Origin of the sequence: Pseudofrankia sp. EUN1h (genome assembly GCF_001854645.1) — a bacterium.
Lineage (GTDB): Bacteria > Actinomycetota > Actinomycetes > Frankiales > Frankiaceae > Pseudofrankia > Pseudofrankia saprophytica.
In genome coordinates, this window is record NZ_MBLN01000042.1 from 147097 (window position 1) to 170267 (window position 23171).

19 protein-coding genes and 1 pseudogene are annotated in these 23171 nt (G+C 70.3%); 10 read left to right on the plus strand and 10 right to left on the minus strand.

Annotated features, from left to right (window positions below):
- Positions 1 to 23: 23 nt before the first annotated feature.
- The 6 genes from BCD49_RS09850 to BCD49_RS09875 all read left to right on the plus strand — a co-directional run bounded on the left by BCD49_RS09850 (position 24) and on the right by BCD49_RS09875 (position 6248).
- Positions 24 to 1823: a bifunctional 3-(3-hydroxy-phenyl)propionate/3-hydroxycinnamic acid hydroxylase gene (locus BCD49_RS09850; RefSeq protein WP_007509980.1), complete on the plus strand. Its 1800-nt coding sequence runs from the start codon at positions 24 to 26 to the stop codon at positions 1821 to 1823.
- Entirely contained in the window at positions 1820 to 2689 is an 870-nt protein-coding gene (locus BCD49_RS09855) for an alpha/beta fold hydrolase (RefSeq protein ID WP_071041409.1), read from the plus strand. The genes BCD49_RS09850 and BCD49_RS09855 overlap by 4 nt, the downstream gene beginning before the upstream one ends.
- A complete protein-coding gene (locus BCD49_RS09860; protein ID WP_071041410.1) occupies positions 2686 to 3486 on the plus strand; it encodes a 2-keto-4-pentenoate hydratase in 801 nt (266 codons plus the stop codon). Before BCD49_RS09855 ends, BCD49_RS09860 begins: the two co-directional genes overlap by 4 nt.
- On the plus strand, positions 3483 to 4421 hold the full coding sequence (locus BCD49_RS09865; RefSeq protein WP_007509974.1) for an acetaldehyde dehydrogenase (acetylating): 939 nt from the start codon (positions 3483 to 3485) through the stop codon (positions 4419 to 4421). The genes BCD49_RS09860 and BCD49_RS09865 overlap by 4 nt, the downstream gene beginning before the upstream one ends.
- Positions 4421 to 5473 (plus strand): 4-hydroxy-2-oxovalerate aldolase, encoded by a 1053-nt coding sequence (dmpG, locus tag BCD49_RS09870; protein ID WP_007509972.1) that lies wholly within the window; start codon positions 4421 to 4423, stop codon positions 5471 to 5473. The genes BCD49_RS09865 and dmpG overlap by 1 nt, the downstream gene beginning before the upstream one ends.
- A gap of 64 nt (positions 5474 to 5537) precedes the next feature.
- Positions 5538 to 6248, plus strand: coding sequence for an IclR family transcriptional regulator (locus BCD49_RS09875; RefSeq protein ID WP_241832300.1), 711 nt, complete (start codon positions 5538 to 5540; stop codon positions 6246 to 6248).
- Positions 6249 to 6366: 118 nt separating this feature from the next.
- Here the strand turns inward: BCD49_RS09875 and BCD49_RS43475 are convergent, their stop codons facing one another.
- The 3 genes from BCD49_RS43475 to BCD49_RS43480 form a co-directional block, all read right to left on the minus strand.
- On the minus strand, positions 6367 to 6531 hold the full coding sequence (locus tag BCD49_RS43475) for a hypothetical protein (RefSeq protein ID WP_007509968.1): 165 nt from the start codon (positions 6529 to 6531) through the stop codon (positions 6367 to 6369).
- Positions 6532 to 8146: 1615 nt separating this feature from the next.
- Positions 8147 to 8362: a hypothetical protein gene (locus BCD49_RS09880; protein ID WP_007509966.1), complete on the minus strand. Its 216-nt coding sequence runs from the start codon at positions 8360 to 8362 to the stop codon at positions 8147 to 8149.
- 54 nt (positions 8363 to 8416) lie between these two features.
- The gene (locus tag BCD49_RS43480; protein ID WP_157845278.1) at positions 8417 to 8575 is read right to left on the minus strand and encodes a hypothetical protein; all 159 of its coding nucleotides are present in this window, start codon (positions 8573 to 8575) and stop codon (positions 8417 to 8419) included.
- Positions 8576 to 8819: 244 nt separating this feature from the next.
- Here BCD49_RS43480 and BCD49_RS09885 point away from each other — a divergent pair, with 244 nt between their 5' ends.
- The 3 genes and pseudogenes from BCD49_RS09885 (at position 8820) to BCD49_RS09895 (ending at position 14087) form a co-directional block, all read left to right on the plus strand.
- Positions 8820 to 9260 (plus strand): hypothetical protein, encoded by a 441-nt coding sequence (locus BCD49_RS09885; RefSeq protein WP_007509964.1) that lies wholly within the window; start codon positions 8820 to 8822, stop codon positions 9258 to 9260.
- 400 nt (positions 9261 to 9660) lie between these two features.
- The gene (locus tag BCD49_RS09890) at positions 9661 to 12987 is read left to right on the plus strand and encodes an AAA family ATPase (protein WP_007509963.1); all 3327 of its coding nucleotides are present in this window, start codon (positions 9661 to 9663) and stop codon (positions 12985 to 12987) included.
- Positions 12988 to 13193: 206 nt separating this feature from the next.
- Positions 13194 to 14087: pseudogene (locus tag BCD49_RS09895) on the plus strand (IS982 family transposase).
- Between the two features lie 131 nt (positions 14088 to 14218).
- Here BCD49_RS09895 and BCD49_RS09900 read toward each other — a convergent pair.
- The gene (locus BCD49_RS09900) at positions 14219 to 14437 is read right to left on the minus strand and encodes an SAM-dependent methyltransferase (RefSeq protein WP_007509959.1); all 219 of its coding nucleotides are present in this window, start codon (positions 14435 to 14437) and stop codon (positions 14219 to 14221) included.
- 336 nt (positions 14438 to 14773) lie between these two features.
- Here BCD49_RS09900 and BCD49_RS09905 point away from each other — a divergent pair, with 336 nt between their 5' ends.
- Positions 14774 to 15172 (plus strand): hypothetical protein, encoded by a 399-nt coding sequence (locus BCD49_RS09905; RefSeq protein ID WP_158072939.1) that lies wholly within the window; start codon positions 14774 to 14776, stop codon positions 15170 to 15172.
- A 275-nt stretch (positions 15173 to 15447) separates the two neighbouring features.
- Here the strand turns inward: BCD49_RS09905 and BCD49_RS09910 are convergent, their stop codons facing one another.
- From BCD49_RS09910 to BCD49_RS09935, 6 genes are all read right to left on the minus strand, one after another.
- The gene (locus BCD49_RS09910) at positions 15448 to 16476 is read right to left on the minus strand and encodes an alpha/beta hydrolase (RefSeq protein WP_007509953.1); all 1029 of its coding nucleotides are present in this window, start codon (positions 16474 to 16476) and stop codon (positions 15448 to 15450) included.
- Positions 16477 to 16662: 186 nt separating this feature from the next.
- Entirely contained in the window at positions 16663 to 18483 is a 1821-nt protein-coding gene (locus BCD49_RS09915; protein WP_071041413.1) for a flavin-containing monooxygenase, read from the minus strand.
- Positions 18484 to 18511: 28 nt separating this feature from the next.
- Positions 18512 to 20197 carry an FAD-dependent oxidoreductase gene (locus BCD49_RS09920; protein ID WP_007509949.1) on the minus strand — a complete coding sequence of 562 codons (1686 nt, stop codon included), beginning with the start codon at positions 20195 to 20197 and terminating at the stop codon, positions 18512 to 18514.
- A gap of 164 nt (positions 20198 to 20361) precedes the next feature.
- Positions 20362 to 21300, minus strand: a complete 939-nt coding sequence (locus tag BCD49_RS09925; protein ID WP_007509947.1) for a 3-carboxyethylcatechol 2,3-dioxygenase — start codon at positions 21298 to 21300, stop codon at positions 20362 to 20364.
- On the minus strand, positions 21257 to 21814 hold the full coding sequence (locus tag BCD49_RS09930; RefSeq protein ID WP_007509941.1) for a MarR family winged helix-turn-helix transcriptional regulator: 558 nt from the start codon (positions 21812 to 21814) through the stop codon (positions 21257 to 21259). Before BCD49_RS09930 ends, BCD49_RS09925 begins: the two co-directional genes overlap by 44 nt.
- Before the next feature lie 21 nt (positions 21815 to 21835).
- The gene (locus BCD49_RS09935; protein WP_071041414.1) at positions 21836 to 23086 is read right to left on the minus strand and encodes an amidohydrolase family protein; all 1251 of its coding nucleotides are present in this window, start codon (positions 23084 to 23086) and stop codon (positions 21836 to 21838) included.
- Positions 23087 to 23171 lie beyond the last annotated feature (85 nt).

Here is a 23171-nt window from a genome sequence, read left to right on the forward strand (position 1 = left end):
ACCCGCCTACCCGAGGAGTCGAGGTGTCCACTCAGGTCGGCACGGCACAGCCTGGCTCGCCGCTGCCCGCGGGCTCGGCGGACGTCGACGTCGCCGTCGTCGGCGCGGGCCCCTCCGGGCTGATGACCGCCAACCTTCTCGGCCTCTATGGGCTGCGCGTCGTGGTCCTCGAGGCGGGCCCGGCGCTCATCGACTTCCCCCGCGGCGTCGGGATGGACGACGAGACGCTGCGGACCTTCCAGGCGGTGGGCCTGGCCGACGACGTCCTGCCGCACACGATCCCGCACCAGGTGCTCGCCTTCGTCGACGCGAAGCAGCGCGACCTGGCCCGGCTCGCGCCGCCGACCGCGGAGTTCGGCTGGCCGCGGCGCAACGGCTTCGTCCAGCCGCTGGCCGACCGGGTGCTGTTCGAGGGCCTTGGGCGCTTCGACAACGTCGACGTGCGCTTCTCGTCCCGGGTCACGGGCTACGCGCAGGACGCCGACGGCGTGACCATCACCGTCGAGACGCCGGACGGCGAGCGGACGGTGCGGGCCGCCTACGCCGTCGGCGCGGACGGCGGCGCCAGCGTGACCCGCGAGACGCTGCTCGGTCTGCGCTTCGACGGCAGCACCGCCGACGCGCAGTGGTTCGTCATCGACATCCGCAACGACCCGCTCGGCCGCCCCGGCGCGTACGTCTGCTGCGACCCGAAGCGGCCCTACGTCTCGATCAGCATCCCGCACGGCATCCGCCGGTTCGAGTTCATGCTCAAGCCCGGCGAGACCGAGGCGGACGCGATGGCCGACGAGTTCCTCACCCGGCTGCTCGCGCCGATCATCCCGCCGACCGCGAAGGTCGACGTCATCCGCCGCCGGGTCTACAACCACCACGCCCGGCTCGCGGAGCACTTCCGCGTCGGGCGGATCTTCCTCGTCGGCGACGCGGCGCACATCATGCCGGTCTGGCAGGGGCAGGGCTACAACAGCGGCATCCGCGACGCGCTCAATCTGTCCTGGAAGATCGCGATGGTGCGCCAGGGGCTGGCGGGAGACCACCTGCTCGACACCTACGAGTCCGAGCGGCGCGACCACGCCCGCGCGATGATCGACCTGTCCCGCCGGGTGGGCCAGGCGGTCTCCGTGACCAACCGGTTCGCCGCGTTCGCGCGCGACCTGTTCTTCCGGGGACTCTCCGCCATCCCCAAGGCGAAGACCTACATCGTGACGATGAAGTTCAAGCCGATGCCGACGATGCGCGAGGGCGCGCTGACCCGGGTCGGCTCGGTGAGCGAGCCCAGCCCGGTGGGGCGGCTGTTCATCCAGCCGACCGTGAGCACGCGCGCCACCCCGTCGGCCAAGCTCGACGACGCCCTCGGCCCCTGGTTCGCCCTCGTCGCGTGGAACAACGACCCGCGTCAGATCCTGGACGACGACGCGCAGCGCAGGCTGGCCGGCGCCGGTGTCCGCCTGGTGGAGGCCCGCCCGGCCGTGCAGCTGCGCTGGAACGTCCCGACGCCGGACGGCGGCGAGCCCGACGACTCGGTGCTGGTCGTCGGCGACCTGGACGGCGCGCTCAAGCGCTGGTTCGACGCGCACCCGGAATCCGTGCTGTTGTTGCGTCCAGACCGCATCGTGGCGGGCGCGAGCGCCGCGCACGCCGCCTCTGACATGGTCAGGGCGTTCGGGGCCACCATCGGCATCCCCGAGGCGGTGGCCGCGGCGGTGCCGGAGGTGCCCGAGGCGGTGCCCGCTGTGGCCGCGCTGAGCGACGCGGTGGCCGCGCCGCCCGAGGCGGCGCCCGCCTCGGCGGCGACGGAGCCCGCGCTGAAGGAGAACGCATGACGCTGTGGACGGACCTGGCCGGCCTGGACTACACGGTCCGCCATGTTGACGTAGGGCACTGGTCGACCCGGGTGCTGGAGTGCGGTGCCGGGGAGCCGTTCGTCTTCATGCATGGCACCGGCGGGCATCTGGAGGCCTTCACCCGTAACCTGCGCGCCCTCAGCGCCAAGTACCGGGTCATCGCCTACGACTACCCGGGGCACGGGTGGACGACGACCACGACCAAGGACCTGGAGATCGACGACTACATCGATCACCTGGTCGGGCTGCTGGATGTCCTCGGCCTGGAGCGCGTTCACCTGTCGGGTGAGTCGCTCGGGGGCTGGGTCGCGGTCAAGTTCGCCGCCCGCTATCCCGAGCGCGTCGGTCGGCTCGTCCTCAATACCCCCGGCGGGACGATGGCTACGCCCGAGGTGATGGAGCGCATCCGGTCGCTGTCCCAGGCCGCGGCCGACGACCCGAGCGAGGAGCGCATCCGCGCCCGGCTGTCGTGGCTGATGGCCGACCCGRCCGCCTCGGTCACCGACGAGCTCGTCGCGATCCGCCGTGGCGTCTACAGCCGGCCCGGCTTCGCCGAGTCGATGCGACACATCCTTTGCCTGCAGGACCCGGAGGTCCGCCGCCGCAACCTCGTCGCCGACGAGGAGCTGGCCGCGATCACCGCGCCGACGCTGGTGGTCTGGACCAGCGACGACCCCTCCGGCCCGGCGAAGGCCGGCCTCGACATGGCCGAGCGCATCCCAGCCGGGGAGTTCCGCCTCATCAAGAACGCCGGCCACTGGCCCCAGTGGGAGCAGCAGGAGGAGTTCGACACGATCGCGCTGGAGTTCCTCGGGCGGGACAGCTTCCTGGGGCGGGACCGATGACCGCCACCACGACGTCCGTCGAGGCCGCCGCCGACCGGCTGGAGCTCGCGACCGCGTCCGGCATCCCCTGCGCCCCGATCACCGACCTGGTCCCCGCCGGCGACATCGACGCCGGCTACCAGGTGCAGCGGCGGCTCACCGAGCGCCGGCTCGCGGCGGGGGCGCGGATCATCGGGCGCAAGATCGGCCTCACGTCGGTCGCGGTGCAGACCCAGATCGGCGTCGACCGGCCCGACTTCGGCGTCCTGTTCGACGACATGAGCTACGYCGACGGCGAGCTGATCCCCGTCGGCCGGCTGTTGCAGCCGAAGGCCGAGGCGGAGGTCGCCTTCCTGCTCGGGCGCGACATCGACGACGCCTCCGACCCGGCGGCGGTCCGCGCCGCGGTGGAGCTGGCGTTTCCCGCGCTGGAGATCGTGGACAGCCGGATCGCGGACTGGAAGATCGGCATCACCGACACGGTCGCCGACAACGCGTCCTCCGGCGTCTTCGTGGTCGGCGCGGCGGGAACGCCGCTCGACGAGGTGGCGCCCATCGACGTGACGATGACGATGCGCCGCGGCGACGAGGTCGTCTCGACCGGCACCGGCCGCGACTRCCTGGGTGACCCGCTGAACGCGCTGGCCTGGCTCGCCGCGACCCTGATCGAGGTCGGGACGCCGCTGCGCGCGGGCGACCTCGTCCTCTCGGGTGCGCTCGGCCCAATGGTCTCCGTCTCGCCCGGCGACGTCTTCGTCGCCGACATCGCGCCGCTCGGCGCGGTGACGGCCCGGTTCTCAAGAAAGGACGAGGGATGACGGAGAAGACGGGGGTCGCGATCGTCGGCTCCGGCAACATCGGCACCGACCTGATGATCAAGATTCTGCGTGGGTCGACGAACCTGCGCGTGGTCGCGATGGTCGGCATCGACCCGAACTCGGACGGCCTCGCCCGCGCGGGCCGCCTCGGCGTCGCCACGACGGCCGAGGGCGTGGCCGGGCTGATCAAGATGCCCGAGTTCGGCGAGGTGGAGATCGTCCTCGACGCCACCAGCGCCGGCGCGCACATCGCGAACGCCAAGCTGCTGGAGCCCTACAACCTGCGCCTCGTCGACCTCACCCCGGCCGCGATCGGCCCCTTCGTGATCCCCGCGGTGAACTTCGAGGACCACCTCGACGCCCCGAACATCAACATGGTCACCTGCGGTGGCCAGGCCACGATCCCGATCGTGGCGGCGGTGTCCCGGGTGACCGAGGTGCCCTACGCCGAGATCGTCGCCTCGGTCTCGTCGAAGTCGGCCGGGCCGGGGACCCGGGCCAACATCGACGAGTTCACCGAGACCACCGCGCACGGCATCGAGCAGGTCGGCAAGGCCCGGCGCGGCAAGGCGATCATCATCCTCAACCCGGCCGAGCCGCCGCTCATCATGCGCGACACCGTCCTGTGCCTCATCGGCGGCGCCGACCACGAGCGGGTGCGGGCCTCGATCGAGGAGATGGTCGCCTCGGTGGCGACCTACGTCCCGGGCTACCGGCTCGTGCAGAAGGTCCAGTTCACGCCCGTCGACCCGGCCGAGGTGGCGACCCTGCTGCCCGCGGGCGCCGGGCCGGTCGACACCAAGGTCTCCGTGTTCCTGGAGGTCGAGGGCGCGGCCCACTACCTGCCCGCCTACGCGGGCAACCTCGACATCATGACCTCCGCCGCGATGCGCGTGGCGGAACGGATTGCCCAGCGCGCGAAGGCGGCGGCGTGATGACTGACTCCGCGACTACCGGCACCACGACGCCGGCCCCCACCGCGAAGCCCTACATCCAGGACGTGACGCTGCGGGACGGCATGCACGCGCTCCGGCACCGGATCACGCCGGAGCTGGTCGGCCGCATCGTCGACAACCTCGAGGCCGCTGGCGTCGGCGCGATCGAGATCGCGCACGGCGACGGCCTCGGCGGCGCGAGCCTGAACTACGGCCCGGGCAGCAACACCGACTGGGAGTGGATCGAGGCGGCCGCCGCGCACGTGAAGGACGCCGTCCTCACCACGCTGCTGCTCCCCGGCGTCGGCACGATCCACGACCTGCGCCGCGCCCACGACATGGGCGTCCGCTCGGTCCGGATCGCCACGCACTGCACCGAGGCCGACGTGGCCGCGCAGCACATCGCCGAGGCCCGCAACCTCGGCATGGACGTCTCGGGCTTCCTCATGATGGCGCACATGATCGGCTCGAAGGAGCTGGCCGAGCAGGCGCTGCTGATGGAGTCCTACGGCGCGCACTGCGTCTACATCACCGACTCCAGCGGGCGGCTCACGGTCAACGACATCCGTGAGCGGGTCCGTGCCTACCGCGAGGCGCTGCGGCCCGACACGCAGATCGGCATCCACGCGCACGAGAACCTCTCGCTCGCGGTCGCGAACTCGGTGGCCGCCGTGGAGGAGGGCGCCTTCCGGGTCGACGCCTCGCTGACCGGCCTCGGCGCCGGGGCCGGCAACGCCCCGATCGAGGCGTTGATCGCGGTGGCGAACATCCTGGGCTGGGAGACCGGCTGCGACCTGTTCGCGCTGCAGGACGCCGCGGAGGACATCGTCCGCCCGCTGCAGGACCGGCCGGTGCGCGTCGACCGTGAGACGCTGACCATCGGCTACGCCGGGGTGTACGGCAGCTTCCTGCGCCACGCCGAGATCGCCGCGGCGACGTACGGGGTGGACGCCCGCGAGATCCTCCTGGAGGCCGGCCGGCGCAAGCTCGTCGGCGGCCAGGAGGACATGCTCACCGACATCGCGCTCACCCTGCAGGCCCGGGCATCCTGAGCATCGGCATCGTCACAGCGCGCGCCGGCAGGGCGGCGCCGCGGCCGAAACTATGCTGAACAGCGTGCCGGAGTTGACGGCGAGCACGCCGAGCAAGGTGCGCGACGGGAACCAGACCCTGGCCAGGGGGCTGCGGGTGCTGCTCGCGATCGCCGACTCAAAGCAGGGGATGACCGTGCAGCARGTCGGCGACATGCTCGGCGTGCACCGGTCGATCGCCTACCGGGTGCTGCAGACCCTGGTCGACTTCGACCTCGCCGCCCGCAGCAGCGAGGGCACCTACATCCCGGGCGCCCGCCTCGCGACCCTGGCCGAGGCGTTCCTGCCCACCCTGCGCGACGCGACCGGCCCGGTCATGCGGTCGCTCGCCGACCGGCTGCAGTCGACGGTCATGCTCTTCGTCGCGCAGGGCGAGGACGCGGTCGCGATCGCGATGACGGAGCCGACGACGGCGTCGCACCACCTGGCCTTCCGGCCGGGCATGCGCACAMCGCTCACCCTGGGCGCGGCCGGCTACGCCATCCTGGCGTCCGACCCGCCCGCCGTGGGCGAGCCCGAGGAGGTCGCGGTGGCGCGCGATCGCGGCTTCGCCCGCAGTCACGCGGAGGTCGAGGCCGGCCAGTACGCCGTCGCGGCCTGGATCCCGATGACCGGGACCACGACCCGCGCCTGCCTGAACCTCATCACCTACCGCGAGGACGTCGCGGAGGCCGCCGGCCCGGAGATGCGCCGCGCCGCCGACAAGGTCGCCCACTCGCTACGCCGCCAGGCGTGAGCCGGGGCGGCCCGCGACCACCGCCCGCCCAAGGAACGCCCCTGTCGAGATCGCGGAACCGCCCCCGCCTCGGCGGTCGGCGGTCGGCGGTCGTCCCAGGTGGGACGACCGCCGGCTACTAGTAGTACTGCGAGCAGCTCCCCGCGGCGGCCACGGTGGCGTCCTGCGCCTCCCTGGTCGACAACGCCGCCCACGCCGCCGCGGAGTACCGCTGCTGAAGACCCGCCAGGACGCAGTTGCACCAGTCCGGGCTGTTGCCGCCGACGTTGATGCAACTTGACACGAAGCCTCCGAGTGACGGCTGCGATCCGCCGGCAGGGGCGGCGGTGGTCGGCGGTGGCGGTGGCTGGCTGGGGGCGGCTGCCGCGGCGGCGGTGGTCGGCTGCGGTTGTGGCTGGTTGGCGGCGGCCGCTGGAGCGGCCGTGGTCGGCTGTGGCTGTGGCTGGTTGGGCGCGGCTGGGGCGGCCGCGGCTGCCGCGGCGGCGGTGGTCGGCCGCGGTTGTGGCTGGTTGGGAGCGGCCGCGGCGGCCGTGGTCGGCCTGGCCCTGCTCGGGGTGGCCGCGGCGGCGACGGCTGGCCGGGTCGCGCGGGGGGTGGGGGTAACGCGTCGGGTCGGGACAGCCCTTGTCGTCGGGACAGCGCTTGGGGCCGAGGCCGCGCTCGATGAGGGGGCCGTGCTTGGGGCCGGGGCAGTACCGGGGTCCGTGGCCGTGGTGGAAGCAAGGGACTCGGCGGGCGTGGTCGCCGGGACCTCTGACGAGGTCAGTTCGGCGTCCTGGCTACAGGAGGTCAGCGTCATGCCGACGCCGGCCAGCAGGACCAGCGACGTCACGGTCCCGGCGGTCGACAGGGCGAGTCGCCTGCGCCTGGACGGTCGCGAGCCGTCGCCGAGGCGGACGCCCGAGCCGAGATCGTGCCGCCGAGGGCCGGTGGGCTCAGCGGGAGGATCCTGCCGGGGCCCGGGCCGACCAGGCGGCGAGGCAAGGCGCGTCGCGTCGCCCTCGTCTGGTTCTGACGCCCTCTCGAACTCGACCATTGGCCGTTGACCGCCCCACCTAAAAATGGGCGCCCGATATTTACGGTACGCCGCAGAGATGACACTTATAGCACTCGGCTGTGGCACTTGGCGCGGCAGGCCGAGCAGCCCGACCTCGCCCTAGCCGGCGTCGGGAAGACCGTCAGCGCTTGGCTTTCCGGCGTACCACCTGACCCCGGTATTTGCCCGCGAGACACCTGGCCGCCGAACGATCCGCCGTCGGAGCGTGAAGTGCCGCGAGCGGTCGTCAGACCACTGAACACCAACGGAAAGACACGGGACAGCGCTGACGAGGCGACGCGACAGCGAGTCTTGGCTTCAGCGACGACCAGATCGACTGGGTGCCGGATTCGCGCGGTCGGCGGAAGCGCGGCCMTTGCCCCGCGTGACACGTCCAGCAGCTGGMCCGTCGTGACGGCGGACCTGCACCTCCMAAAGATGGTCTGGTCACCCGGTTCGGCTCGTCAGAACTGGCCAAGCTCCCGCACGGGCAGCGCCGTACCGGCGACTCCCTCGTCGCGAAGATCGCGACACGCGCGCGATTGCTGGTCAGGCCGGAACATGAACCGGTAGCAGCGCGCCAGCCCCACTCAAGATCTCACCAGATCGTTGGGCCGTTCATGATCTGGTGGGATTTTCGGAGTCCCGGCTCCGAAAATCCCACCAGATCATCGACTGTTCAGGGTGGCCACCGCTGCCGGCAGGCTTGTCATGGTCAACGCAGCGCTCTTCAATCGGGAAGAAGCGGCCTGGTGTGGTAGAGATCAACACTTGGTCTGCGCAACCACACCAAACGCCACCCTCGATTTTGGGCAAGGCCTCCACCTGCGCGTTGGCGGCGACTACGACCTGCGGGTTTTCCTCAGGAGCGGCCGGGTTCGCGGTTGAGCTCGTGGCAGGTTCGGAAGTCGAAGAAACGCAGGCCGTCGATCACGGCGCCAGACTGGATCTCCTGCTGGGTCCAGGGGTGGGCGGAGTAGTCGTCCACCGCCACGCCGCCGTGGTCAAGTAGTAGTAGTGAGATCATCTTGTGGACCTCGGCGGTGCCGTCGATTCGGCTGGAGATGTCGATCGTCACGGCCCAGGTGGGGTGGTATCCGACAGCCCCTTCGACGACGGCGACGTCGTCGGGCTACCAGTCGATGAAGAGGTGTCCAGTCTGCTCGTCATCGATGTTGATGTAGAGGTTGCCGTCCAGCGTCCACGGATGGCGTTGCTGGTTCAGGAGTCGATCGAGTAAGGCGATGGTCTCTGCTCGCTTACCCGCCGGGAAGGCGAACACAGTGCGCACGGATCGGACTCTAGCCAGGCAGTTCGGTTCGGTGGCACCCACGAGCATTCAACTCGTGCGGCGTCCTCCGATTGGCGGCAGGAACGGCGTTGGCGGGCTGGCGCGCCGGGCCTTCGCCAGCACGATCGGTACCACCCCTGGGTTGCACACGCGAGAACGGCTCCACAGCCGACCGTTGAAGGAGACGCGGTCTCGGGCTGGCAGAGATCCACTCCGGGGATCGGTCTGGTGCCAGGATTGGTCGGTGCCTCTGGACGACTACTTCTCGGCTCCCGATGACGCGACAGCTCTTCGGGTGCTGGATCAGCTGGGCGGACCGGACCCGGTGTTGTTTGACGCGCTCGATCTCAAGAACCTCGACCCGCATCTCGCGGTGGGCAGCTTGGAAGCCGTCCTGACCGGCTGCACCCATGAAGAGGTAAGACACCGACCCCGTTTCTGCCAGTTGATTTCGTCGCCGGATGACGAGGGACAGTGGGTCGTGACCGTGACGGACAGCCTGCGTGACGCCTTGGCCGCGGTGGTTCCCGAAGATCTGCCCGAGCTCGCGTTCGCCTGGTCGGACGACTACGGGCACCCGGGTCTCACCCCTGAAGGCGCACTGGCGGTGCTACTCCAGCTGGCCGCCCTGGCCAGCCGGGCGCACTCAGCGGGTGACCATCTGTACTGCCGGATGGCCCTGTGACAGCGTTCTGACCACCGTGGGCCTGCTGCCGACTCCGAACGACCGCCACCGAGTCCGAGCCGCCGTCACCTCTCAGCGGCGCGCCCGGGCGGATCGGCGGACGACGGGGCCGTCCCTACCTGCCAAGATTAGATGAGACAGGCGGGTTCGGCGCGAACGCTACCGGGTAGACAAAGGTCCTCGTCGAGGAAGGTCAGGTTGGACGGTCCTCCGTGCAGGGATCTCGGCCTCGACGAGCGCGGCTGGCTAGGGCGCCGGGATCATCGCGCCGCCGATCAAACGACGCAAGCGACATCGACTGTGGACCTGGCAGATTTCGTACTGCTAAGATGATGATATTGGCGGCTTGTTAGCTGGCAATCTGTCGTTTCACAATCTGTCGTTTCACCCGGGAGTCGGCGTGGCCCTGCCCGTTCATCCTGTCCGGCCGGGCAACGAAGATCGGCTGGCCGGTGGGACTCTCGTACGCCTTCAGGTCCTTGGTCCGTTGCGGGTGTGGTGCGACGGTGTCGAAGTGAATGCCGGTCCCCGGCAACAGGCTTATCTGCTGGCCTTGCTGCTGGCCCGGGTGGGCAGGCCGGTCAGCACGAGCGAGCTGATGGACCTGATCTGGGACGACGAGGTCCCCGGCAGTGCGCTCAACGTCATCCATAAATACGTCGGCGCGTTGCGGCGACTGCTCGAACCCGCGGTCCCCGCCCGTACAAACGGTTCCTACCTGCACCGCCGCGGAAACGCCTACCTGTTCACCGCAGCCCCCGGCACCCTTGATCTCGTCACCTTCCGGGAACTCGTCGAGACGGCCAAGGAGGCCCTCGCACAGCAACGCCTTGAATTGGCGCTCGATCGCTATGTTGAATCGCTCGGCCTCTGGCGGGGCCGTGCGGGCGACGGTTTCACGCACAGGTCAACCGCGCTGCCGATCTTCGCCGCCATCGACGACGAGTTCTACGCCGCGTGCACTGAAGCGGCCGAACTGGCCGTGTCGCTGCGCCGACCGGCACGGGTGCTGACGGCGTTGCAGCTGGCCGCATCGATGGCGCCGTTCCACGAACCCGTCCAGACCAGCCTCATCTCCACCCTCGGGGCGGCGGGACGTCAGGCGGAGGCAACGTCGTTGTTCCGCGAGGTCCGCGCCCGCCTTGCCGACGAGCTCGGTATCGATCCTGGCCCGGAACTGCAAGCCGCACACCTGCGAGTGCTGTCRCAGCCCTCGGCGTCGCCGCTCGTGGCGCGTACGGACGGTGGGGGTGACGGYGCGTCGGTGCGAACGGCAGCTGGGCTGGTCGGCCGAGCCGAGGAACTCGCCCTACTGCGCCAATCCGTCGAGATGGCATTCACCGGCAGCCCAGCGCTCCGCATCGTCGAAGGYGAGCCGGGCGTGGGCAAGACCCGCCTGGTGCGAGAGATCGCCACCGAAGCGAGCCGGCGGGGCGCGCTGGTCGTGTGGGGTTCGTGTCTGGAAGGCGACGGAACACCGTCGATGTGGCCCTGGGAACAGACGCTCCGCCCGATTCTCGACAGCCTGCCCGCGCCGTTGCGGGAGAAGTGGCTCGCCAGTGAGGTCGGCGACCTCCTCGAATCGCGAGACGACGATTATGCGGCCGCGCCGGCGATTCTCGACAGCGGTGCGCAGTTCCGTCTGTTCGAGCAGGTCGTCACCGTCGTCGGGCAGGCCTCGGCGCCACGGCCCATGCTGCTGATCGTCGATGACCTGCAGTGGGCCGATGCCGCCTCGCTCCAGCTGTTCGGCCACCTGGCGGGCCGCCTGCCGGCCGGCACGGTGATCATCGGTGCGCTGCGCGATCGCGCACCCACACCCGGCTCCAGCCTGTCGCGGGTGCTGGCTGAGGCCAGCCGGCAGCCCGGCCACCGCAGGATCCGGCTCGGCCCGCTCGGCTTGACCGACGTGACCGAGCTCATCCGCCGCGAAACCGGCCACGATCCCGGTGCCGAGGTCGCCCGCGACATCCATGTCCGCACCGCTGGCAATCCGTTCTTCGTCCAGGAGCTGTCCCGGCTGCTCGGCGACGGCGGCTCGCTCGGCGACGGCGGCGCATCGCCACGGACCGGAGTGCCGGGCACCGTGCGAGACGTCGTCCGTGATCGGATGACCGGTCTCGACGACAGCGCTCACGGCCTGCTGCGCATCGCCGCGGTCATCGGCCGCGACGTGGGCCTCGACCTGCTCGCCCGCGCGATCGGCGTCGACATCGCGGACTGCCTCGAACGCCTCGAACCRCTGCAAGCACTCGGTCTCCTGGAGACCAAGCCGGAAGACCCTTTCTCGTGGCGCTTCGCGCACGACCTGGTCCGCGAGTCGGTCACCGAGACCACTGCGCGGCAGCAGGCCGTCCAGCTGCATCTGCGCGTCGCCGACGCCCTCGAAGACATCCATGCGGACGACGAGTCCGTCGCCGAACGCCTCGCCTACCACCTGCGGGGCGCCGGTCCCCTGGCCGACCCGGGGCGCACCGCGAAGGCACTGGCGCGCGCCGGTCGCCGCGCGGCGACCAAGCTCGCGTTCGCAGCCGCCTATCGGAACCTGGAATCGGCCGTCCAGATCGCCCGGACGGCAGGGCTGCTGGAGCTGGAACTGTCCGTCCTGTCGCTGCACAACCTCCTCGCCGTCGAGCCCCCGGGAATGGGTGGCTCGACGTACGATCTGTTGGAACGGGGCGCATATCTTGCCGGCAAACTCGGCCGCGAGACGGCCGCCGCCGAGTTTCTCTTTTTTCGAATGACCGGGGCCTACGTCAACACCGAGAAAGACCGTGGGATGTGGGCTCGCCGGCTGCATGAGCAAGGCCAGGCGTCCGCGGACCCGATCATCCAGGCGTACGGCCGGCAGGCCTGGGGCCTGCACAATTGGGACATCGGCGACATCGGCTCGGCGTATCAGTGTTTCAGCTGGCTAGGTCATACGACTGTGGACGGCGTTGCCTCGCTGCTCGCGAACTCGGCCGACCCGCACCCAGGGCCGGCTCAGGAAAGCCTGTATCACCTCGCCGGCCAGGTCGGGGGTGCCCCGATTCGACGCCGCCACGACCTCGGGCGTTGGCGGATCCCGGACGAGTGGTTCGGTTATCTGGCCGTGATCACCGCGCTGCAGGGCGATGTCGAGACGGCGCGGTCCCTGCTCGGCACGGTGTACCAGGCCGAGGGAGACACCTTTGAGATGTCGGGCTGGACCCGCTACCAAACCATGGCCGCCTCGATGGCCGGTGACGCGGCCTGGGCGATGCACGCGACCGAGCGGTGGGTCGCGGCCGACGCCGACCTTCCCGGCGTCGCGCAGGAAGCCTACATACGGCTGGACTGGTACTGGGCCCGTGCCCTCACCGGCGACGACCCGGCCGGCAACGCGGCCAAGGCCGAACATCTCCTGGCCGCGACCCTGGACGACCCGCCACGATGGGGCCTCGCCTACTGGTACGGACTGATCGCCGAGATGTGGCTGGCAGCCGAGATGCCCGACAAGGCCGCGACCGCCCTCGACCGGGCCGACCAGGCCATCAGGGCCCACGGCCAGCGCTATGCCGAAGGACTTCTCCTGTTGCTGCGCGCGCGCCTGCTGCACGCCCGCGGCGAACCCGTCGACGTCGTACGAGCCGCCGCCGCCGAAGCCCGGGTGCGATCCGGCGAACGGGGGGCCCACCTCTTCGCCCGCCGCGCCGAGAGGTTCCTGGCCGATCTCGAGACGCAGACCGGCGTGGCAACCGGATGAAGGGCCGGCTACGCGTCTCGGAGCAGGCCCAGGTCGGCCAGGCTGGCCGCGGTGTCCAGGATCGTCTCCTCGATCGGCTGGGGCGGCCAGCCCAGGACCTCGCGTGCTTTCGCGCTTGACGCCCGGCGGGCCACGCCTAGACGAGTAAGTCCTAACTCTGGGCGGGCTGTGGCCGGGCATGGAGAGAGGGCCTCCAAGGTCGAGTTGTGACGCAAGGCATGGAGACCCTCTTGACCGCACTGTACGTGAAGATCGATGACCGGATTGGAGCGAGGCGGCGGGCCGGGCGGCCACCGAGGCTGAGCGACTCCGAACTCGTCTGTCTCGCGGTCGCTCAGGCGTTGCTCGGTCACCGCTCGGAGGCGCGCTGGTTGCGCCACGCCCGTAAGCATCTGGCGGGGAGGCTTCCCTACCTGCCGGTCCAGTCCGGCTACAACCGGCGACTGAGGGCGGCGTTGCCCCTGGTCAAGGATGTGATCCGGACGGTTGCCGCGGACAGCGACTTCTGGTTCGACAACCACTGGATCACGGACGCGACTCCGGTTCCCTGCGGGATGTCCCGCCCGACCGTGCAGCGGTCGCAACTGGCTGGCTTGGCCGGCTACGGCTACTGCGCGTCGCACTCGCGGTTCTACTGGGGACTCAAGCTCTACCTGGTCTGCACCCCGACCGGCATGCCGATCCTGTGGGCACTGGCCACCCCGAAGATCGGGGAACGTGAGGTCCTCGCCGCGATGCTCGACCGCGACGCCGCCCTGATCACCGGGCGGGGCCGGATCCTGCTGATCGCCGATAAGGGACTCGCCTCGAAGGATCTCGAGAAGGCCCTCGCGAGCGAGACATCGACCTCTGCTTCGCCCCCACCGCAAGGACGAGGACATCCGTCCCGGCGAACCGATGCTCAAGAAAGTCCGCCAGCTTATGGAGTCGATCAACGACACCCTCAAAGGGCAGCTCGACCTGGAACAACTGGCGGACGCACGCCCGAGGGCGTCGGGGTCCGGGTCGCCCAGCGACTGTTGGCGATGGCCGCGGCGATCTGGCACAACAACAAGACCGCCGCACCCATCACCCGCTCCCTGATCGCCTACGACCACTGACCAGACTTCGGACTTACTCATCTAGGCGGCGTGACCTCCGGTGTACTGCGGCCAAGCGGTGCGCCATGTGCGACGCGGGGTTGGACCAGAACCTGGCCTGACTGAGAAAAGCTCCTGGTGAGACGCGCAACCTACGCCAACACGATTGGGTCGTTGTCCGCGTACAGCACCCGGGCATCCGGCGCGATCTCGACGGAGACGACCAGATACCAGAAGGCGACGTCGACCGACAGCAGCGCGATGGCGCCTCCGGACAGCAGCCATGCGGTGGCCCACCACCACCCCCACGTGGAGGTCACGTCCCGGCCCAGGCCGCCCAAGAAAGCCACCGAGGCCGCCGCCAACAGCACGAGGAATCCACGAACCGGGCCGCGCCTCCGTGCGAAGAGTGCCCCGCGGCCTCGGCCAGGGCGACGCCAACCATCGCTGTTCGCATGAATCACCTGCCGGAACGGGCACGGCACCACGTGTCATTGCCAGCGTCCTTCGAGCTGGAGCCGCCGTCCAGACATGCGTCAGCGGTCCGCCGGCCGCGGGGTCAGGATTTGCGGCCAAGGGCCCGTAGACGCTTACCTGAGCCTCGGTCGACTCGCCGCCCTGGGCGTCGGGCCGGGTCAGGACGCCCGAGGCTCGGGCATTCGTCGAGCCCGTTCCCCACCCGCCCACTCTGCCGGCCCGGTATGATCATGGGCTACCGGTCGGTCAGCATCGAGGGGGCGGAAATTAGAACCAAGGAACGTTCTCCCATCAAGATGCTCGCCGTGGGTATCGTACTTCTTGGGCTCTTTTTCATCGCGATCGGCCTCAAGAGTCAGGCTGATCAGAACTCCCCGGTCACCTGCGACGGCAAACTCATGAATCGCGGTGAWACGTGTATCGTTACCTACAACGGATCGACCAGCAGGGCCGATTACGATGAGATGGCGCATCGCAAGGAAAGCGCCAGCTCCGACGCTTTCGTTGTTGGTCTGCCAATAGTGATGGTCGGGGTAGTTGTCTTTTTGGTTGGTCAGGTGGTCGAGATGCGGAACGCCAAGGAACTCGAGCGCATCCGGATGGCCCGCCGACGATCCGGCAAAGGATAATTTTCTCCAATCTGGACGCCGAGACCTTCGATGCCCAGAATCGGATCAGAGGCGGCCCGATTGCCGCGCATGCTGGTGATAAGCCCGACCGGGACCGGCCGCGCCCGGTGGGCCGTCCGCTGGAAGCCCGTGATCGACGCCGTGGCGATCACCTTCCGTGACCGCTGGCCGTCCGCCGAGACCTACTGATCTGTCAAAACTGCCGGAAACGCCGATCACGGGACACGCCTGTACCTGGCTGTCATCGGCGACCTGACCTTCTCCGTGGGTCGGCACTACTCCGCAGCGGTGAAGGCGGCTGCCAGGGCGGCGTAGACGTCGCGCAGGAGCTGGGCGGTGCGGGGGGTGCGGGGGATGGCGCCGAAGCCGCCGTGGATGACGCCGGGGTAGACGTGCAGCTCGGTCGGGACGCCGGCACGGGACAGCCGGGCCGCGTAGTCGAGGTTCTCGTCGAGGAAGGCGTCGACGTCGCCGATGCTCAGGAAGGCGGGAGCGAGGCCCGAGAGGTCGGTCGCGCGGGACGGCGCCGCGGTCGGCGGGACGTCGTCGCCCGCGAGGCCGCCCAGGTACGCCTCCCAGGACAGCCGATTGGCGCGCAGGTGCCAGAGGCCCCAGTGGCCCGGATCCTCGATCGCGCGGATCGACGGGGTGAGCTCGCGGTCGTCGAGCATCGGGTAGATGAGCAGCTGCAGCGCAGGCTGTGCCTGGCCGGTCTCGCGCAGCCGCAGGCAGAGCCCGGCGGCCACGCCGGCGCCGGCGCTCGCGCCGCCGATCACCAGGCGTTCCGGGTCGACGCCGTACGCCGCCGGGTCCTCGACGAGCCGGCGCCAGACCGTCTCGGCGTCGTCCAGACCCTCCGGGTACGGGTGCTCCGGGGCCAGCCGCCAGTCGACCGAGACGACCGCGCAGCCGAGCTCGATCACCATCCGGTCGAGGCGGTCGTCGTTCTCGTCCAGGTTGCCCATGATGTAGGCGCCGCCATGCAGCCAGAGCAGGCAGGGAAGCGGGGCGCTCCCGGGACCGGGGTCGGAGCCGGCCGGGCGGTACCAGCGCACCGTCACGTCGGGACGGCCGTCGACGCCGGGGATCTTCTCGTCGAGCCGGGTGACCTGTGGTTTCGGCGGCGCCGGGGGAGCGGCGACCGCCCCGTAGGAGGTGCGGATCGTGTCGACCGAGGTCAGGTCCCAGCGGGCCAGCCGGTCGAGGACCACCACGGTCCCGGGCTCCACGCGCGCGTTCACGTCGATGGCAGGCTCCGGCGGCCCCACCGGGGCGGCATCTGCGGGCACGGAGTCCTCAGACACGGGTGTCCTCCCGTCGGTKGGTGATCGTGACTTACGTGTCGCCGTGGTCGGGTTCGGGGCTGGAACACGACCACGGCGACACGGTCCTGATGATCACTACGGCTGCCGCGGTGCGAGGCCGACGTTTCGGCCGTCAGGACGGGCCTACCCGTCAGGATGGCCTTGGCTGCCGGAATGGTTTCGCCGTCAGGTCGCGGTTGACCCGTCCGGAGCCGGTCGGCTCTCCGTCTCCGGGTCGACTGGTTCGATGCCCTCCTCGATGGCCTTGATGAGCAGGGCCATGAAGCGGGTGTAGAAGCGGGCCATCCGGATGAAGCCGGTGCCGAACCAGAGGCCGGGCTGGGCGGAGCGGCGCCAGGTGTTGGCGTACTCGCCGTCGGCGGCGCGGCCGTAGGCCTTGTCGATCTTCTCGGCGGCCGCGCCGAGGACGGGCTGCAGGTGGCCCCAGAACTGGTGGTAGCCGGTCGCGAAGACGATGAGCTCGACGTCGTCCATGGTCGAGCCGTCGGTGAAGGTGACCGTCTTGCCGTTGATCTCGGCCAGTTCGACGCCCTGTTTGAGCTTCACCCGGCCGTCGGCGATCAGTTCGGAGGCGCCGATGTCGATCTGGTAGGCGTCCCGGCCGGACATGTGCGCGCCGATGATGCCGGTGCCGTCGGGTCCCCACTCGAGCTTGAAGCCCTGGGCCTCGAGCCGGTCGAGCAGCGGGCGGTCGGCGGCGGCGGCCTCCTTCACCAGCCGTTTGTTCAGCTCGTCCACCCGCACGTTGGGCAGCGAGTAGGTCATCTGGTCGGCGAAGTCCGGGGTGTACGGCATGTCCTCGGTGAACAGCGTCGACCAGTAGCGGTGGTACGACTCGTAGGTGACGACGTAGGTCGCGCCGCGCTGGACCATGGTGACGTCGGCGCCGTGCTCGTAGAGGTCGTGGGCGAGCTCGTGGCCGGACACGGCGGCGCCGACGACGAGGACCTTCTTGCCGGGGAAGTCGGCGCCGTTCTGGAACTCGTCCGAGTGCGTCCAGATGCCCTGGTAGGTCTCCAGTCCCTTGATCTGGGGAACCCTCGGAGCGCCGAACATGCCGCCCGCGACGACGAAGTGCCGCGGCCGCAGCTCCTGGATCGACCCGTCGCCGCGCCGGACGTGGATGGACCAGCGCTGCGTCTGTTCGTCGTACCGGCCCCGCAGGAAGGTGGTGGACGTCCAGACGTTGATGTCCATCAGCGTCGCGTAGGACTCGATGAAGTCCGCGAACTTGTCCTTCGGGGTGTGCGCGGGCCAGTTCGGCGGCAGCGACATGTACGGCAGGTGGTCGCCGTAGACGGTGCTGTGCAGCGCGAGCGACGCGTAGCGCCGCCGCCACTGGTCACCGACGCGGGCGTCCTTGTCGATGACGAGCGTCGGGACGTCGAGGGCACCGAGGCGTGCCGCGATCGCCAGGCCGTTGTGGCCCGCGCCGAGCACCAGCACCGCCGGGTCCTCGCCCTCGAAGGCGGCCTCCCGGGCGCGGTCCTTCGTCCACCGGGTGCGGCCCTCGACGATGCCGTAGACCTTCCCCTCCTTGCGGTGGTGCCGGATCCGCTCCGGGTGGTCGGCCAGGCCGATGACCTGCGTCTGCAGGGTCATCGCGCGGAACTTCTCCCCGTTCGCGACGAGCAGGACGTATGCGCGGTCGACGCGGTCGGAGGTGGTGAAGTCGAAGAAGGCGTTGATGCMGGCGTCGGAGACGACGGGCGCCTGCTCCCCGCTGGGCGCGAAGTCGGCGGCGCGCCATTCCTTGGCGAGCTCCAGGAACCGCGGCACCGTCTCGTCCCGCCCGACGGTGTGATGGAAGTCCCAGGGGAAGGCCATGAAGTCGCGCCAGGTCGCGTCCTCGGCGAACAGGTCCGACAGCGCGGGCTCGGAACCGTCCCGCACCGCCGTCGCCAGGTCGGACACCCAGCCGGCGAAGATCTGCGCGGCTTCCTGCGCCGTGACCTCCCCGAAGGCGCGGTCAACCGTCTGCGTCATCGTCTCTCCTACTCAGCCAGTGCCGATCTCAGCCAGTGCCGACAGAGTCGGTCGCGCCGCTGGGAACAACGGCGCGGTTGCGCATGGGAACTACGGCGCGGTCGCGCACGGCGGCGCGGCCGGCATTTCGGCCCCACACCCCGGCGACCGCCAGCGTCGCGCCGGCGCCGCCGTAGACCATGCCGGTGGGGTTCGCCATGACGTTGCCGGCGGCGTAGAGCCCGCCGATCACGTCGCCATCGACGTCCAGGACGCGGCCCGCGCCGTCCGTGCGTGGGCCGCCCTTCGTGCCGAGCAGGGACGACTCGACCCGGACGCCGTAGAAGGGCGCGGTCTCGACCGGTCCCAGCGTCGAGTGGGTCGAGTCGGGGTCCAGCGTCGTGCGGCCGCCGGGAAACCGGTCGAACGCGCTCTCGCCGCGGCCGAAGTCGGGGTCGACACCGGCGCGGGCCTGCTCGTTGAACGCCGCGACGGTCGTCTCGACCTGCTCGGCCGGCAGGCCGAGGCTTCCCGCCAGTTCGCCGAGGGTGTCCGCGCGGGTCACCCACGCCGGCACCGCGGCGCCGGGTGCGCCGCCCAGGACGCCGAAGCGGTCGACCGTCGACTGATCGAAGATCAGGTAGCTGGGCAGGTTCGGGTACTCGAAACGGGACGCGTCCAGCTCGTGGAAGGCGCCGCCGAAGGCGTTGTAGTTGGCGGCCTCGTTCGCGAACCGGCGGCCGTACCCGTTCACCATGACCGACCCGGGCAGCGCCCGCTCGCGCGAGGCGAGCAGCCCGTTCGCGCCGCCGTCGCGGCGCAGGCCGGGGAAGCTCACCGCCGGCGCCCACCAGGCCTCGCGCATGTTGCCGAGCTGGGCGCCGACGCGCATCGCCATCCGCAGCCCGTCACCGGTGTTCGTCGGCGCCCCGAGCGGCCGGGTGAGCGGCCCCCGCAGGAAGTCGCGGACCAGCGCCGGGTCGTACTCGAAGCCGCCGGTGGCGAGCACGACCGCGCCGGCCGAGACCGCTTGGACACCCGCGGGAGTCTGGATCTCGACGCCGGTGACGGCGCCGTCGGTGGTCAGCAGCCGCAGCCCGCGGGAGCCGGTGAAGACCTCGACCCCGTGGCGCAGGCAGGCCCCCAGCAGGCCCGCGACGAGGCCGCGGCCGAGCCCTTCGGCGCCCGCCTGGTCGCGCCTCGCGAGCTCGCCGGCCGGGAGCACTCCGGTGCCGCCGCCGAGCGGCGTCTCCCGGATGAGCAGCCGGCTCGGGGTGCCGGCGATGCGGTCCGCCCACTCGCCGAGGTCGGCCAGGCTGACGAGGCCGACCTCGATCGACCGCCCGCCGCCGGGCAGGCCGCCCGGCCGCTCGGGGTGGTAGTCGGGATAGCCCTCGACGAGCTGGAACCGTAACTCGGTGTGCTGGTGGATGAAGTCGACGTACTCGGGACCGCCGTCGACCAGCGCCTCGGCGAGCTCCGGCAGGATCATCCCGTTGGACAGGCTGGCCAGGTATTCGCGGCCCCGCGCCAGCGAGTCCTCGACGCCCAGCTCGCGGGCGGGCTGGTTGCCGGGGATCCAGACGGTCCCGCCGGACAGGGCGGTCGTGCCGCCGACCAGCTCGGCCTTCTCGAAGACGGCGACGCGCGCAGCACCCTCGACCGCCGCGGCGAGCGCGGCGGTCAGCCCCGCCGCGCCCGAGCCGAGAACCACGACGTCGTATCTGTTGTGCATCGCACGCCCCTACTGCCGCGGACCCTGCACACGAGATCTCGTGGGAGATCCTGCGCGGCATCTGCTTGTGCAGATAATGCACGGTCCCGTTCTAATAGTGCAGCAGACGGAGATTACCTTTGGTGGTCGGACCGAGGCAAGGGCTCGTCAGCCTGGCCGTCAGCTCAGCCGGTGGGCAGCGCGGTGGTCACGGCGAAGCCGGCGATGTACTCGGGGATCGCGCGGTAGTAGCGGTAGCCGACCTCGTACGGTCCGGCGACGGCCAGCGCCGCGTAGGCGGCGATCCAGGTGCGGATCTCGTGCGCGCCCCCGCCGTGGGCACCGACCTCGTTGTTGCTCCAGCCGTCGAGCTCGGTGAGCTTGCCCGCCCCGAGCAGGTCGAGGAACGCCTCGTCCCAGTCCGGGGTCAGCGGCAGCCGGTCGCTCGTCCCGGCGGCCAGCCGCTCGCCCTCGGCGGCGGCGCCGATGTGCTTGCGCTCCGCCTCCTCGGCGGTGAGCGGGCGACCGGAGACGAGCCGCTCGGCCACGGGTGCGGGAGCGGTGTCGAGCGCGGGCACCGGCGGGTCATGCGAGATACCGCCCGAGCCGACGAACAGCACCCGCTCGTCGCGGGCCGCGAAGAACCGCCCGATCGCCGTGCCCAGCGCCCGCGACCGCGACAACGGCCCGAGCGGCGGCGCGGCCGCGTTGATGAAGACCGGGATGACCGGTCGCGCGTCCAGGGCGCCGAAGAGCTCACGCAGCGGCTGCGCGGTGGAGTGGTCGACCTCCATCCGGTGCGAGATCGACAGGTCTACGCCCGCGTCGAGGACGGCGCCGGCGAGCTCGCGCGCGAGCCCGGTCGGCACCGCCAGGTCCCCGGCGAGGCTGGAGTAGTCGCCGATCGCCCTGGCGGCGACGCCCAGGCAGAACGGCGGCAGCTGCCGGTAGAAGAACCCGTTGAAGTGGTCCGGCACGAAGATGACGACGACGTCGGGGTCGACGGCGGCGGCGAAGTCGCGGGCCGCGCCGAGTGCCCCCGCCACGTCCGCCTCCAGCTCCGGGCGCTGCGTGGTGATGTCAAGCAGGGGACTGTGCGACATGCAGCAGAGCGCCAGCGGCATCGGTTCCTCCGTCCTCCTGGGCGTCTCCCCAGGCGTGGCGCATCTTCGCGAAGACCGAGACCAGCGCTCGCGTCTCCTCGGTGGTAAGCCCGAGCTGGGAGAACAGCTCGGAGTTCAGCCGCCGGATGGCGGTGCGGGTGCGGGCCCGGCCGGTGCGGGTGGCCTGGGCGAGAGTGACCCGACGGTCCGACGGATGCGGCCGCCGCTCCAGGTAGCCCTGCTTCTCCAGCTTGTTGACGAGGTTCGTGATGCTCGCCTGGTGCAGCTGCAGTGCCTTCGCGAGGTACGACAGCGGCACCGCGTCCTCGTTGAAGTACAGGACGACGAGCACCTCATAGCGCGCGAACGACAGCTCGACGGGAGCGAGGATCTCGTCGGCGCGCGCCATGAGGAGCTGGTGTACCCGCAGCAGTGAGGTAACCGCGATCATGCCGTCGGCGGTGTCGTCCCAGCCCTTGTCGACCCACAGGTCGTACGCGGCCTGGATCGGATCGCGGTTCCATTGCTTGGGCACGTCAGTTCGGCTCGTCTCGGCTCAGACTGTCGCGGGCTGCTTGAAGCCCATCACGTCGGCGAGCGTGCCGCCGACGATCGCCTTGCGCTCCGCGTCCGGGACGCCGGCGAACTGCTGGGCGAGCAGCTCCTGGCTGCCCCGGAACGTGCCCTCGGCGTGCGGGTAGTCGTTGCCCCAGATGATCGAGCTCACGCCGGTGATGTGCCGGGCGGCGACCGCGGCCAGGTCGTCGGAGAACGAGACGTGGAACTGGCGCTGCACGTACTCGCTCGGCATGAGCGGGTAGGGCCACTTCTCGTTGAGCAGGAAGATCCGCGCCATCGTGTCCTGGCCCTCGAGGGTCGGCGGGGCCTCGTCGTTCCAGGAGCCGATCCACCAGTCGGTGTCCTGGCCGATGCCGGTGGTCCACGCCTTGTCCATGGCGCCGACGAGCGAGGACAGCCAGTGCGCGTTGAACTCGATCAGGTTGAAGTGCAGCTCGGGGTACCGCTCGGCCACGCCGGCGCCGATCAGGTCGCAGATCACCTTCTGCGGCGTGAGCGTCGACAGGACCGACTGGGTGTAGAGCCGCTCGGCGGCGGACTTCGCGGTCACCGGCTGGTTCACCTGCCGGGCGTTCTCCTTGACGACCCGCATCGTCGAGGACGACGGGTTCTTCATCTTCACGCCACCGGTCTGGGTGTGGAAGAAGATCTGCGCGCCGGCGGCGCGGGCCGCGTCCCAGACCCGGTCGAGCGCCGGGTCCCAGTACGTCGTCGGCGGGATGCCGGGCAGCAACAGGGCCTTGAAGCCGGCGCTGGTCACCCGCTCGATCTCGGCGACGGCGTCGTCGATGTCGGTGAGCGGGATCGGGCAGGTCGGGGCGATGCGGTCCCGGTATGGCAGGAAGCGCTCGATGAGGTAGCCGTTGTAGACCCGGGCGTGCTCGATCGACAGCTCGTGGTCGTCGGAGTACAGCCCGAAGATCGACAGGTTCGGGTRCATCACGCAGGCGTCGACGCCGTCGGCCGTCAGGTCCTCGATGATCGTCTCCGGGTCGCCGTCGGGCGTGCGCCCCGAGGTCTGCCGGTAGCGGGAGACCGTCCAGCCCTCGAAGCCGGGCGTGTGCAGGCGACGGAAGACCTTCGCCCCACCCTCGACCAGCGGCTCCTCGAGCTCGATGTCCTCCTCCCAGACCGCGCGGTCACGCRGGTGGACCGGCATGCGGGTCTTGAAGAGGTCGATCGGCTCGAGGATGTGCCCATCGGCGGAGACAACGAAATCCTTGGACATGCCACACCATCCGTTCATGATCGGCTTGTACCGACCGGTCCATCAGTGTCTATCTCGCCCGGATGTATTGAGTCAATACCGTTTG